Raw genomic sequence first — 13,625 nt, 5'->3', positions numbered from 1 at the left:
ATGTGTTACAAGAATTTATTTTAACATTAAGTTTTTATTAAGTCAAGAATAAATTTCTTTTTTTATTTTATTAAGTTTGTTGCGTTTGTTAACTCAACATTTAATATTGTATAACCTTTCAATCACATTAACAAGTGTCAAATTTACACTTTTTAAATATTTGTTTGAGAAGTTAAATTCGTTCGCCGCCTTGTTTTGACGACTTTTATATAATATCAAGAGAATTCGTAATCGTCAATCATATTTATCAATATTTTTAGGTTTAATTTTACCTTTGTAATTACTAATTATCGATAATATGTACATAGATTTAAAATAGTGTAAATATTTGTGGCTATATTGCTTATATTTTACCTCATTTTCATGATTTTAAGCATCATTATTTTAAAAAGGTTTTAATTTTCGTATTATAAATATTCAAAATCACTACCCTGTTTAATTCAGCAGCAACTTTAATTGCTATAAATTTTGAAATTAAAAAAAACACGAATCAATCAAATTGAGACGTGTTTCTTCTATAATTAGTTATTTATAACGATGTTACTCTTACTTTTTATCTTGGCAATCTTTGCATAGTCCATAAATTTCCATTCGGTGATGCGTAACATTAAAGTCTGTTACATGTTGTGCTAATTGTTCCACTTCATCTAACTGTGGATAATGGAAGTCTACAATCTTACCACAACTCTCACAGATCACATGGTAGTGATTATGTGTATTAAAGTCAAATCGGCTAGAGGAATCACCATAAGGCAATTCTTTAACGAGTCCAATATCCTTAAAGACACGTAAGTTATTATATATTGTCGCAACACTAATATTTGGAAAATCAGGTGAAAGTGCTTGATAAATTTCGTCAGCAGTAGGATGTGTCTCTGATGCAATAAGATACTTTAATATTGCTTGTCTTTGAGGTGTGATTCTAATCCCTGCATTTCTTAAAGATGCTATTGAATCTTCTAACTCATGTTCAATTGTGTCCATCTCTGCACTCATATCGTTCACCATCTTTCTATTTAATAATTATTATTACTTAATATAAATATAACTTCTAATTAAGGAATATGTCAATATACAAACATTATAATCCATTAATAACCTTGTTTCGCATCAACTTCATTCTCAATTAGATGGTTGTTATTGAGAAAATGAGTTAGATTCTTTGTAAATAAATCTGTAGCTTCTTGGAAGTTTTCCTTTCCATTGCCTGTTATATGAGCAGTTATAGTTACATTTGATAAATTAAACAGCTCATTTTGTTGCGTTAAAGGCTCTTTCTCAAAAACATCCAGATAAGCATGTCTTATTACGCTATCCTTTAACACTTTAATCAATATATCTTCTTTAACAATGGATCCTCTACCAACATTTATAAATAATGCTGTATTTTTCATTTGTGAGAAATGCTCACTTGTTAATAGATGAATCGTGTTCGCTGTTTCTGGCAATGTGTTAACTACTATATCCGCTTCCGGTAATACACTCAATAACTCCTTTAATGCATAGGTCTTATTAATGCCATTTACTTTATGCCCTGTAGTATTAATACCTAGGATATTCATATCTAAAGCTTGTAACACATGCGCTGTTCTTTGAGCAATTGTTCCTGTACCTAAAAAAAGTACGGTTTGTTTACCCACTCTATCAGCTGTTAGTTTGGAATCATATACTTTATTTTGTTGGTTTATATATGAAGTTCTCATTTTTTTATAATCATCTAAGATGAAGGCAGTAATAAACTCTGCCATTTGTTTTGCATGAATTCCTTTACCATTTGTCAGTAAAATATTTTGATTAGCTATATAATTTAACGGCAGTTTATTAACACCCGTTGCATACCATGCTATCCATTTTAAGTTTGGACATTCAGTTAAAAAGCTTTCATCTAAGTTGCTATCATAGCCAATTAAAATATCGAGCGTTGATCTATCAGATTTAGCAATTTCATTTACACCTTTAGTAAAAAGAAATTCGACATCTGGAAACCGATTTGTCAGCTCTTGTTCCAAATCTCCTAATCTTTTCAAACTCACGACTTTCACCTAACATCACCCCAATATATTCTTAAGTGTTTCCATCTGTGTTTTTACTTTTACTTTTTCAATAACATCTATGACTTTTCCTTCTTCATCTAATATAAATGTTGTTCGAACAATTCCCATAGATTCTTTACCGAATGATTTCTTCAATTGATAAACACCTGTAGCTTTGGATAATTGGAAATCTTCATCAACTAGCAAATCAAAATTTAACCCTAATTTTTCAATAAAGTTTTGGTGTTTTTTCTTACTATCACCACTAATACCAAATACATTAACACCTAGTTCATTAAAGCTAGCCAAGTTATCTCTAAAGTCACAAGCCTCCGTAGTACAAGTAGGTGTATTATCTCTCGGATAGAAGTAAAGTACTGTCTTATTACCTTTAATTGTTTCATTAGAAATAACTTCACCATTTTGATTTTCTAATTTAAATTGTGGAAACATATCGCCTTTTTTCAACATCAAACTCACCCTATTCTGTTTATTATTAATTTTATGATACGATAATAGGCGAAAATATAAAATTAAAAGAGGTTGATATTAATGAATTTTACTGAAAGTGAAAGACTTCAACAAGCATCTAATGAATATATATTAGGAGGGGTGAACTCACCTTCTCGCTCATATAAAGCCGTTGGAGGTGGCGCTCCTGTAATGATGCGTTCTGGACAAGGTCCTTTCTTATTTGATGTTGATGGAAATAAATATATTGACTATCTACAGGCATACGGACCTATCATTACTGGTCATGCACATCCACATATTACTAAAGCAATTCAAGAACAGGCTGCTTCTGGTGTGTTATATGGTACCCCTACAGAACTAGAAATTGATTTTGCTAAAAAATTACGCGATGCAATTCCTTCTTTAGAAAAAATAAGATTTGTTAATTCTGGAACAGAAGCTGTGATGACCACAATCAGAGTAGCTCGAGCATATACTAAGCGTAATAAAATTGTGAAATTTGCTGGTCAATATCATGGACATTCAGATCTAGTATTAGTAGCTGCTGGTAGTGGGCCATCCCAATTAGGTTCCCCTGACTCTGCAGGTGTTCCTGAAAGTGTTGCAAAGGAAGTAATTACAGTTCCTTACAATGATATTGAATCATATAAAGAAGCATTGGAATATTGGGGAGATGATATAGCTTGTGTATTAGTTGAACCAATAGTAGGAAACTTTGGTATGGTGGAACCAAAACCAGGTTTTCTAGAACAAGTTAATGAACTTACACATAATAATGGTAGTTTAGTAATTTATGATGAAGTTATCACAGCATTTAGATTCCATTACGGCGGTGCCCAAGATTTATATAAAGTTTATCCTGATTTAACTGCTTTTGGAAAAATCATCGGAGGCGGACTTCCTATCGGCGGATATGGTGGTAAACAAGACATTATGGAGCAAGTTGCACCTTTAGGCCCTGCTTATCAAGCTGGTACAATGGCAGGTAACCCTCTTTCAATGAAAGCTGGCATAGCTTTATTAGAAGTTCTTGAACAAGATGGTGTTTATGAACACCTTGATAATTTAGGTAAAAGATTAGAAGATGGATTAAATGAATTAATTAGTAAACATAACATTACTGCAACAGTAAATAGAGTCTATGGCGCATTGACACTCTATTTTACAGATGAAAAAGTAACACACTATGATCAAGCAGAGAATTCAGATGGAGAAGCCTTTGCAAAATTCTTTAAATTAATGTTGAATCAAGGGATTAATTTAGCACCTTCCAAATTTGAGGCATGGTTCTTAACTACAGAACATACTGAAAAAGAAATTGACCAAACTTTAGCTGCTGCTGACTATGCATTTAGCCAAATGAAATAAACTTGAATTTTATCGACAATCGTTGTATAACAAGTATAAATAAAAAATAATATTTTATGATGAAGGAGCGGTACATTTGAAATTAGGAGCTCGTATTCTCAAAACAGGTATAGCTATTATACTTGCTTTGTTTATCGCTTCTCTACTACCTAATGAAGCTGGATTAAAAGCAATTGCTGGAGTCAGTGCAGTAGTCGCAATGCAACCAAGTGTCTATCGATCGCTAAAGATTGTATCAGAACAAGCACTTGGTAATGTAGTAGGAGCTTTATTAGCTGTAGCTATGGTTACAGTGTTTGGTAATAACGTAGTCATATTAGGAGTCACTGTCATCTTATTAATAGCTATATTATTCCGATTTAACCTCGCACATGTGGCGACTTTAGCGAGTGTGACAGCATTGATAATTATGGGACAGCACACTGGAAACTTTTATATATCTGCATTTTATCGTTTCGTACTTGTTATGATTGGCGTCTTAAGTTCATCTGTTGTTAATCTGTTATTTTTACCACCAAAGTTTGAATCGAAAATATACTATAATTCTCAAAACATATGCTCTGACATATTCGTGTGGTTTAAATTAGTCTTGAATGATACTTCTGAATATCAGAACATTAAAGAAGATAGAGGATTGATTAGTAAGCGTATCAATAGATTAGAACAGGTATTTGGTTATTACGAAGAGGAAAATCCATGGACCAAGAAGCAAGTCTTTTCGCAAAATAGGAAGAAGATACTATTTAAAGAAGTCGTTCGTAGTACTAGACAAGCGTATGAAGTATTAAAGAGAATGAATCGCTATCAAAATGACTTGCACAATCTCAACCACGAATTATTACTACAAATAAAGTTAGAAATTGATACGCTTATTGCATATCATGAGCAAATATTTGTCAGTCTATCCAAAAGAGCAAGATATGATGTAGGTCAATTAGATAGTCAAATTGAAAATCCACAAAAGAAAGATTTAATGGATGCCTTTCAGAAGGAAATTATTAAATCGCCTTATCAAACAGAATATTCATATGCAAATATAATGCAAATCATTGCAGCAATCGAAGAATACCGATATATACTCGAACATCTCGACCGATTGCGTATCAGTTTCTTTTCTTATCATCGTAATGACAATGAAATTGATATTGAGGCAGAAGATTTTGACTTATAACAAAAGAACCCCAAACACTAACTTAACTATTAGTGTTTGGGGTTTCTTCTATATATTGTTAAAGATTTTGTATACTGTATAAATGTTCATACGCACCTTTTTTACTCAATAAGGTTTCGTGATTACCACCTTCAACAATTTCTCCATTTTCAATAACCACAATTTTATCAGCATGTGTAATGGTAGATAATCTATGAGCCACAATTAACGTTGTACGATCTTTACTTAATACGTTTAACGCATCTTGAATAATGGCTTCACTTTCTAAATCTAATGCACTTGTCGCTTCATCTAGAATAATAATTGGTGGATTATTCAAGAATATACGTGCAATTGAAACTCTTTGCTTCTGACCACCTGATAATTTTACGCCTCTTTCACCAACTTCAGTGTCATATCCTTCAGATAAATCCATGATAAAGTCGTGAGCATTCGCCATTTTAGCTGCTGCTATCACTTCTTCATCAGTTGCATCTGGTCGCCCAAGTAAAATATTTTCTTTGATTGTATCAGAAAATAATATATTATCTTGTTGCACTAAACCAATTTGGTTTCTTAAACTACCCGTAAGATAAGACTTAATATTTGTACCATCAATGCGGATTTCACCATCAGAAACATCATAGAATCTCGGTATCAAATTAATTAAGGTTGATTTACCTCCACCACTCATACCAACAAATGCTACTGTTTCACCTTGTTTAATATCAAGGTTTATATTGTTTAATATAGTAGATTCATCACTGTTATATTTGAAACTAACATGATCTAGTTCGATATGACCTTTTTTAATTTCAATTGGTAATGCGCCTTTTTTATTTTTTATATCGTATCCTTCATCCATTAATTGAAATACACGATCCATAGACGCGAAACTTTGAGTTAATGTTGTAAATGAAGAAACTAATCGACGGAGCGGTCCAAATAGTTGTTCTAAGTAACTCACAAATGCAGCCAAAGTACCAACTGTAATATTTCCTGTAATCGCAAAATACGCACCCACGCCGATTACGATAATTGGACCAATATCTGTCACAGTATTAATTGCTGAAAATGAGTAGGCATTCCATCTAGTATGTTTAAACGCACGATCTAAAAAGTGTCTATTATGTCTATCGAAATTTTTCTCTTCATTATCTTCAATAGCAAAACTCTTAATGACAGACATACCTTGAACTCGTTCATGTAAAAATCCTTGAACCTCTGCTAGTGCTTGAGATCTCTTACGTGTTAACTTTCTCAAACGGCCAAAGAAAAAATAAACAGTTAAAATATAGAACGGGAAGATTACGATTGCTGCCAATGTCAATTTCACATCTAAAAACATCATAATACTGAGTGCAATCACAATTGTTATACAGTCTAGCCAGATATTCATTAAGCCAGTAAGTATAAAATCTTTTGTCTGTTCTACATCATTAATCACCCTTGAAATAACTTGCCCTGCTTGGTTATTAGCATAAAAACGAGCGCTCAATGCTTGTAAATGGTTATATAATTTCTTTCTAATATCGTACAAAATTTTGTTACTTGTCCATTGTGCCAAATATTGCCTTAAAAATTCTATTGGTGGTCTGACAATCACAAAAATAAATGCTGCTATACCCAGAGCAATAGATAATCTTGTGAATTTTTCTGGTGTCGATATGTCACCGTTATTTATTACATCATCAATAACAAATTTAATTAATAACGGAATTAACATAGGGATACCAAATTTAATAATACCAATAATAATTGTAGCAATGATTCGCCATTTATATGGTTGCACAAACTTTAAATATCTGCGAATCATAATACATTTCCCCCCAAAAATATTATTACAAATGAAACAGCCCAAGTTGAAATTCAACTAAGGCTGTTGTAAACGCATTATCTTAGTTAGTTAATCATTACGCTAGCGATTACAGTTATATTTTTTACAAAATATAGCATAACTACATTTTGTAAGACATACCTATATTACTATAAATGATTATCTAACTTATCTCATTAAATATGCTTAATAATTTCTTACTTTCTTATATCTCTCACGCCACACTTTGATAAAGTCGGGAGCAAAAGGCCCTTTCTTTTGTTCTATCCATTGTTGTAAAATATCGACATTACGTCTTAATATTTCATCAATATCAGATGAATAATTCATTTGTTTCATATGTTGTTCATATTCATCTTCATCTAGCAAATGATATTTGCCATTTGGATAAACCTTTATGTCTAAATCATAATCGATATATTTTAACGCTTCTTCATCACACACAAAGGGTGACGAAAGATTGCAATAGTAATATACACCATCTTCTCTAAACATACATATCACATTAAACCAATATTCAGAATGAAAATAAACAATCGCTGGTTCTCTCGTTATCCATGTTCTACTATCGCTTTCAGTGACCAAAGTATGATCATTTCCACCGATAACAACATGATCCGTACCTTTTAATATAGTAGTTTCAGACCACACACGATGAATATTACCATCATGTTTATAACTTTGAATCTTTATCGTCTGTCCTTCTTTAGGTATGGATTCTTTAACCATGCTCCACACCACCTTTTCTTAGATTTCACAAGTTAAATTATAACATATCTTTGTTTCTTGCAACGAGTTTAGACCTACTCTGACTGACAAATATGATTATAAATTTTAGTCATACTTACTGGAAAGTTATATGATGCTTTATCTGTAAGTTTCATCCAGGTCATATTTTCAGGTAATACAAGTGAATTTTTCGTTATCGTTGATTCTGCAACAAACACTGATATATCCCATGTAATGTGAGTGAATTGATGTTTTAATGTATATACAGGTTTTTCATTAAATGAAATTTCCTGTCCTAACGTTTGCTGTATACTTTCATTACTTTCAGCCTCATACATTGGAAATTCCCACATTTGATTAAGTAATTTTTGTGTTCGTTGTTCAATTAAATATTCATTATTTTCATTTTTTACGATATAAACATGTTGCTTTATATGTCTTTTCTTTACTTTTGTTGTTTTGACAGGTAATTCCAATACAGTCCCTTTCTCAAATGCTTCACACTGTGTTTGAACCGGACAAAATAGACAGAGTGGCGCTTTAGGTGTACAAATGAGTGCCCCTAATTCCATCATCGCTTGATTAAATGTACCAGATTCATTTTGTACATATGGTAATAATTCTTGTTCAAATGCTTTTCTTGTTGACTGTAATTTGGTATCCCTGTAGTCATTATTTAACCTAGACCAAACTCTAAAGACATTTCCATCAACCGTCGCCAATGGTTGGTTAAATGCAATGCTCATAACCGCAGCTTGTGTATATGGTCCTACACCTTTTAAATCGGCAAATTGTTGTGGGTCATCAGGCACTTTCCCCTGAAATTTATCAGCGACTTCTTTAATTGCTGTATGAAAATTTCTAGCCCTACTATAGTAGCCCAATCCTTCCCAGTATTTTAATACATCATCTTCATGTGCGTTACTTAAATCTTCAATTGTGGGAAACCTTTTCGTAAATCTAAGATAATAATCTATAACTGTTTTTACTTGTGTTTGTTGTAACATCACTTCGCTCAACCATATATAATATGGATTGGATGTTTCTCTCCAAGGCATTTCACGTTGATTTTCATCAAACCATGTAACTAAATTCGTTTTAAATTCATTTTCTTTAAACATCACACACATCTCTTTCTATTTTTCACGTAATTTTTTTCTTGTAATTAGTTGGGATATTTTTATTATTTTAAAAATTCGATTATAATAAATGTAACATTGATACGAAATGAGTGAAACATTATGGACACAGCTACACATATTGTCATGGGCATAGGCTTAACCGCTTTAGCAACTCAAGATCCTGCAATGGCTGGGTCTTTTGCAGCAACTGCAACAACTTTAGTAGTCGGCTCCCTCATCCCTGACGGTGATACAGTGCTAAAGCTAAAAGATAATGCAACTTATATATCAAATCATAGAGGTATCACACATTCAATCCCTTTTACAATATTATGGCCTCTATTAATAGCATTATTTATCTTCACATTCTTTAAAAATGTTGATATCACTCACATATGGTTATGGGCGCAACTCGCAGTTTTTTTACATGTATTTGTAGATATATTCAACTCATATGGTACACAGGCATTGAGACCTATTACGAATAAATGGATTCAACTTAGCGTCATTAATACATTCGATCCAATTATTTTTGTAATATGGTGTATTGGCATTGCACTTTGGGTAATTGGATTACATCCTTTTGCTGTGTTTTTCCCTTTAATTGGCGTACTTGTTATATATTATATAATTCGGTTTCGAATGCAAGCAATTATTAAAAAACGTGCACTGCAACAAATACAACAAGAGCATCAACCGGTCAAAGTATTCGTTGCACCTACCATGAAATTTTTTGAGTGGCGCGTGGCTATTCAAACAGAGTCATATGATTACGTTGGTCGAAGTTTTAGTAGAAACATTGTATTTAGTGATAAATCAAAACGTCATCCTTTTCCAAGTGACGATTTAATGGACTATGTAAAAAACGATAAAAACATTAAAACTTTTTTAAACTTTTCTTCTATTTATCGTTGGCAAGCGACTAAAAATGATGATGGTACTACTGAAATTCGTTTGATTGATTTACGTTATTTAAAAAACGGACATTATTCTTTTGTTGCCATCGCACATCTAGATTCGGAAAATAATATCGATCATTCCTATATTGGTTGGGTATTTAGTGAAGATAAACTGCAAAAAAAACTTTTTGCAAAATAACAATTTGCTATTTGTTTTAGAATGCTAAGTTAGATTTTGCAATTAAAATAACCCTTAACTATCTTGTCTAAGTCGTTGACAATGATAGCTAAGGGTTATTTTTTTAATTACGTATCTATTAAGAAGGATTTGAATTTTGAACTGCTTCAGAATCTTCATCATTAATTTCAGTTTGGCTAGCTATTTTTTGTTGTTTACGTGTAAAAAATATATATTTTTTATTAGCAATTGTACGATACAAAGCATATATAATGACACATAACAATCCAATAAATAAATAGAAGTAAATATGATATGGTAAATTATTTAAACTCAACGCGCCTAAAACGACTGACTGGGAAACGCCCTCAATAAGATAATATACCGGGTTTAACATTAAAATATGTGTCACAATACCTTCATTTGTAGTTGGAATAAAAATAATTGGCACAATAAAAAATGTTATCGCTGAAATAATGTAATATATTAAATTTAATTTCGTCGTTAATATAGAAATTAAACCCATAATAGTTGATACAACAACCATGAATATTAAAGCCATTATCACATAATATAATGTGGAAATAACAGAGCTTTCTATATTAACTGGCGTCGCAAAAATGATAATAATAAGTGAAATAAACATTAAGATACTAGACGCTATAGTAATAATAATATTTTGGAAAATCGGATTTATATTATATAACTTACTAATGAAGTAATCTTTCTTATAAATCAAATAAACTTGGTAAATCGTTATCCACATAAAAGAAAAGCTTGTAAGTGCTGCTAATCGATAATACGCACGCGCTTGTTTTATTTCTTCTGTGTTATTCATTTTAAATACCAACATCATAATTAATAAGATAATAATGCTAGCAACGAATGGCGCAACAAACCATATCCATCTTTCTTTAAAACGTACCAAAACATGTTTTAACAGATATGGTATATTTTTATAAAAATTAATCAAACTATCTATCATTATTCACACCTACAATTCAATATATAACCATTTATTATTTTTTAAATCTGCCATATAGTAACCGTCACCTGATTTAGTAATCCAGAAGTCACCTTCAATATCAAATTTCTTTTTCAATTTATCTTTATCCTTTATCGGAATAGTAAAGCCTGTTAATTTATTTTGATCATTGAAAATCATTGCTATTGGCTGTTGTACAATTGGTACAACAAATCGATTATCTTTATCAGTTTCTGGTACTAACGAATCTGTCACTTTGCCATGCTTTTTATGTAAGTGACTGTTAAAAAATTCATTATAGTTACTATAATTTTTATGCATATATGGTGCTATACTTTTAAAACTATGTGATTCAAATAAACCTGCTGGATCAAAATAACGTAATTTGTTTTTCGCAATTCTATAATTCTTGTTATCTACTACCACACGGTAATATTTTGTATTTTCTCCTGTTATCGTAACAAATCCATATTTAGCAACTGTCTTTGCAGCAGTATTCTGCATGCTATCTAATTTCACAGAATCAGCAAGTACAATTCCATACGCTAGCTTTTCTTCATATGGGTTTTTATGTTGGTTTTGAATTGTAGACTGATCAATATTTTGGTTAATATTTAATTTACCAATGTCATTGAACATTAAAAGAGCCATTATGATCAGCCCTATTAAAAATATACTGATTAAACTCCAAAATCTATATAACGAAACTGGTGGTCTTACATGATTATAACGTTCAACGCGTCTAAAGTTATATGTTAATTCAGGTATACGTGCCCTAGATTTTTTCCAGTCCACATCAAAATTTTCTTTTTCCTCAGCTGTTTCTAAAGAAGTACGATCAATTTCATGATCTCTATAAAGCGGTAGGACTTGTTTCAGTGAGCCTTCCTTTCTTAATTGACCATGTGAGAACCATGCTATATAATTACTCGTTCTTGCAACACGTTCGACATCATCCTCTATCATGACCATAGTTAAACTCTTGCTTATGTATTCATCCGTTAATTCAATTGCACGCTCAAAAAATGTCTCATCTAAATGTGTGATAACTTGGTTAAAGATAAGAATATTAGCATTAGATGTACGCGCCAACGTAAATAATAGACGCGCATATGCTTCATCCGTTAATTCATTTATCTTCGTCGTTTCCGCTTCTGTTAAATGAGCATATTTTAAAATCTGTTCCACTTTATGTTCAGATGCTTTATATGGAAATAATAATACCGCATTTTTCACATAATCAAGTACAGTATTATCTTGCATCGACCTATCTTGCATATCTGCATAAAATAAATCAGTCTTTCTTACAACCTTACCTTTATCAGGTTTAATTTCACCACTCAAAATACGACCGACACGTTCTTTAGAAGATTCTGGTTCACCAATAATACCTAAAGCCTCACCTTGATAGATATGTAGGTTAATATTATTCAATTCTATATCTTCAGCATCATAACCAAAAGGTAGATACCATTTTTTAGATTGTTTATTTCTATAATAATGCGTTACATTAAGTAACTTTAAAATAATTGAACTACCCATTCTATCGTCATCCTTCTACAATTTTAATAATGCTACTGGCAATCCTTCTTCAGGTTCTGAACTATTAATTCTAAATCCCCATGCAAATATGCCCTTTAGACGTTCCACCTTAAAATAACTATCTGTACCATCATTTAATTTATAAATTTTACCTATTTCTATTTTAGTTCTATCAACTAAATAGCTTTCGGCCACAATGACTTTACTTTGATAGACGTCATATTCATTTAAAATGCCATTCATCTCAGCTTTTCTCATTTTTTCTTTATAACCTTGAATTTCATGTCTTAATTCAATTTCACTCATCTCACTCAATTTCTTCTGTTCCACTACTGATACCACTCTCTTCTAACTTTGACTTGATTTTATCATAGGTATAACCTTTTCTCATAAGACCTTCTATTGTCTTATTGATCAATTGACTACCCGTATATTTTCTCGTATTTTTATTATAAACTTTTTCTAAATCTTTCTGTATTAATAGATCAACCTCTTCTTTAGATTGTGAAAAATCCATTTCAGACATAACTTCTTTTATCTTTTCAAAGGAATAGCCTTTTTGTAATAGTGATTGCGTTAATTTTTCTTTTCTTTTAATACTTGGTCCCTTTTTTTGATTCCAAATTTTATTAGCTAATTTCAGAATATCTTCCAAAGGTTGTTCCGCTTCATATAGTTGGCCGTATTCATCTATAATTGATTTTTCAATACCAGATTGATGCAACTTCTGTTTATATACCCCAGGACCTTTGTCAGTAGTCAAAATCATTGTATTTTTTAAACTATTTGCAAAATCATTATGATCAATTAGCTTTTCTTTATGACAATAATCAATTACTTTAGCTATTACCATTTCAGAAAATTCTTTCTTAACTAGATATTGTTGTACTTCAAATTCAGTTCTTTTTCTATAAGAAAGGTATTGTATTGCTGCATTTAAAGCCTGTCGATATGACTCGTATTTTTGAATCTTTTCCATATCACTCGCTTCTAAGATTTGACCTTTTTTCAAATTGAATTGGACAAAAGTATCAACATCTATTCCCATTTCAAATGCTTCATCTAAGTATAAATTGAATCGTTCTTTATTGTTTTTTTGCACTTCTATTTTTGTGATTTTCGGCATTTTACTCACTCCACTTAATAAGAATAACTTATATCACATATGAATGGAATTATAGTGACTATTATAATGTTTTTTTAAGCTTTATTTCAAAAAAATATTACCTCATTAGCTATATATACTGTTCCACCTTTCCTATTATAAATTACAATTTTATATATTGAAATTATTGATACAAAAAACTCA

13 protein-coding genes are annotated in these 13,625 nt (G+C 31.3%); 3 read left to right on the top strand and 10 right to left on the bottom strand.

The features are described 5' to 3' along the window. Window positions 1–546: 546 nt before the first annotated feature. From perR to bcp, 3 genes are all read right to left on the bottom strand, one after another. Window positions 547–996, bottom strand: a complete 450-nt coding sequence (gene perR / locus ACY191_RS06720; RefSeq protein WP_042739153.1) for a peroxide-responsive transcriptional repressor PerR — start codon at window positions 994–996, stop codon at window positions 547–549. A gap of 95 nt (window positions 997–1,091) precedes the next feature. Continuing rightward, entirely contained in the window at window positions 1,092–2,042 is a 951-nt protein-coding gene (locus ACY191_RS06715; RefSeq protein ID WP_042739154.1) for a phosphoglycerate dehydrogenase, read from the bottom strand. A 6-nt stretch (window positions 2,043–2,048) separates the two neighbouring features. Next, entirely contained in the window at window positions 2,049–2,504 is a 456-nt protein-coding gene (gene bcp / locus ACY191_RS06710; protein WP_042739155.1) for a thioredoxin-dependent thiol peroxidase, read from the bottom strand. Between the two features lie 81 nt (window positions 2,505–2,585). Between bcp and ACY191_RS06705 the strand changes: the two genes are divergently transcribed. Beyond that, window positions 2,586–3,875, top strand: a complete 1,290-nt coding sequence (locus tag ACY191_RS06705; RefSeq protein WP_042739156.1) for a glutamate-1-semialdehyde 2,1-aminomutase — start codon at window positions 2,586–2,588, stop codon at window positions 3,873–3,875. Between the two features lie 76 nt (window positions 3,876–3,951). Further along, on the top strand, window positions 3,952–5,046 hold the full coding sequence (locus tag ACY191_RS06700; protein ID WP_042739157.1) for an FUSC family protein: 1,095 nt from the start codon (window positions 3,952–3,954) through the stop codon (window positions 5,044–5,046). Window positions 5,047–5,104: 58 nt separating this feature from the next. On the opposite strand, the gene ACY191_RS06695 is transcribed toward ACY191_RS06700, so the two are convergent. From ACY191_RS06695 to mutY, 3 genes are all read right to left on the bottom strand, one after another. After that, on the bottom strand, window positions 5,105–6,841 hold the full coding sequence (locus ACY191_RS06695; protein WP_229366882.1) for an ABC transporter ATP-binding protein: 1,737 nt from the start codon (window positions 6,839–6,841) through the stop codon (window positions 5,105–5,107). Between the two features lie 207 nt (window positions 6,842–7,048). Next, on the bottom strand, window positions 7,049–7,591 hold the full coding sequence (ntdP, locus tag ACY191_RS06690) for a nucleoside tri-diphosphate phosphatase (RefSeq protein ID WP_042739159.1): 543 nt from the start codon (window positions 7,589–7,591) through the stop codon (window positions 7,049–7,051). A gap of 74 nt (window positions 7,592–7,665) precedes the next feature. Continuing rightward, window positions 7,666–8,712: an A/G-specific adenine glycosylase gene (mutY, locus tag ACY191_RS06685; protein WP_042739160.1), complete on the bottom strand. Its 1,047-nt coding sequence runs from the start codon at window positions 8,710–8,712 to the stop codon at window positions 7,666–7,668. A gap of 120 nt (window positions 8,713–8,832) precedes the next feature. Between mutY and ACY191_RS06680 the strand changes: the two genes are divergently transcribed. Continuing rightward, window positions 8,833–9,810, top strand: coding sequence for a metal-dependent hydrolase (locus ACY191_RS06680; protein ID WP_042739161.1), 978 nt, complete (start codon window positions 8,833–8,835; stop codon window positions 9,808–9,810). 118 nt (window positions 9,811–9,928) lie between these two features. Here ACY191_RS06680 and ACY191_RS06675 read toward each other — a convergent pair whose 3' ends face one another. From ACY191_RS06675 to recX, 4 genes are read right to left on the bottom strand one after another with little or no spacing between them, the layout of a single operon-like run. Further along, window positions 9,929–10,774, bottom strand: coding sequence for a sugar ABC transporter permease (locus ACY191_RS06675; protein WP_042739162.1), 846 nt, complete (start codon window positions 10,772–10,774; stop codon window positions 9,929–9,931). A 9-nt stretch (window positions 10,775–10,783) separates the two neighbouring features. Then, entirely contained in the window at window positions 10,784–12,316 is a 1,533-nt protein-coding gene (locus ACY191_RS06670; RefSeq protein ID WP_229366881.1) for an ATP-binding cassette domain-containing protein, read from the bottom strand. 15 nt (window positions 12,317–12,331) lie between these two features. Then, complete coding sequence (locus tag ACY191_RS06665; protein ID WP_042739164.1) at window positions 12,332–12,646, bottom strand: YfhH family protein; 315 nt, start codon at window positions 12,644–12,646, stop codon at window positions 12,332–12,334. Further along, window positions 12,624–13,442: a recombination regulator RecX gene (recX, locus tag ACY191_RS06660; protein ID WP_229366880.1), complete on the bottom strand. Its 819-nt coding sequence runs from the start codon at window positions 13,440–13,442 to the stop codon at window positions 12,624–12,626. The genes ACY191_RS06665 and recX overlap by 23 nt, the downstream gene beginning before the upstream one ends. Between the last annotated feature and the right edge of the window lie 183 nt (window positions 13,443–13,625).

The sequence above is a fragment of the Staphylococcus sp. TCBT05 genome, from assembly GCF_055179755.1.
The sequence above is the reverse complement of the archived record's forward strand: the minus strand, read 5'-3'. Positions and strand labels throughout refer to the sequence as shown.

Coding starts and splice junctions, on each gene's coding strand:
- perR (WP_042739153.1), bottom strand. CDS start 996: ATGAGTGCAGAGATGGACACAATTGAACATGAGTTAGAAGATTCAATA.
- bcp (WP_042739155.1), bottom strand. CDS start 2,504: ATGTTGAAAAAAGGCGATATGTTTCCACAATTTAAATTAGAAAATCAA.
- ACY191_RS06705 (WP_042739156.1), top strand. CDS start 2,586: ATGAATTTTACTGAAAGTGAAAGACTTCAACAAGCATCTAATGAATAT.
- ACY191_RS06695 (WP_229366882.1), bottom strand. CDS start 6,841: ATGATTCGCAGATATTTAAAGTTTGTGCAACCATATAAATGGCGAATC.
- ntdP (WP_042739159.1), bottom strand. CDS start 7,591: ATGGTTAAAGAATCCATACCTAAAGAAGGACAGACGATAAAGATTCAA.
- mutY (WP_042739160.1), bottom strand. CDS start 8,712: ATGTTTAAAGAAAATGAATTTAAAACGAATTTAGTTACATGGTTTGAT.
- ACY191_RS06680 (WP_042739161.1), top strand. CDS start 8,833: ATGGACACAGCTACACATATTGTCATGGGCATAGGCTTAACCGCTTTA.
- ACY191_RS06675 (WP_042739162.1), bottom strand. CDS start 10,774: ATGATAGATAGTTTGATTAATTTTTATAAAAATATACCATATCTGTTA.
- ACY191_RS06670 (WP_229366881.1), bottom strand. CDS start 12,316: ATGGGTAGTTCAATTATTTTAAAGTTACTTAATGTAACGCATTATTAT.
- recX (WP_229366880.1), bottom strand. CDS start 13,442: ATGCCGAAAATCACAAAAATAGAAGTGCAAAAAAACAATAAAGAACGA.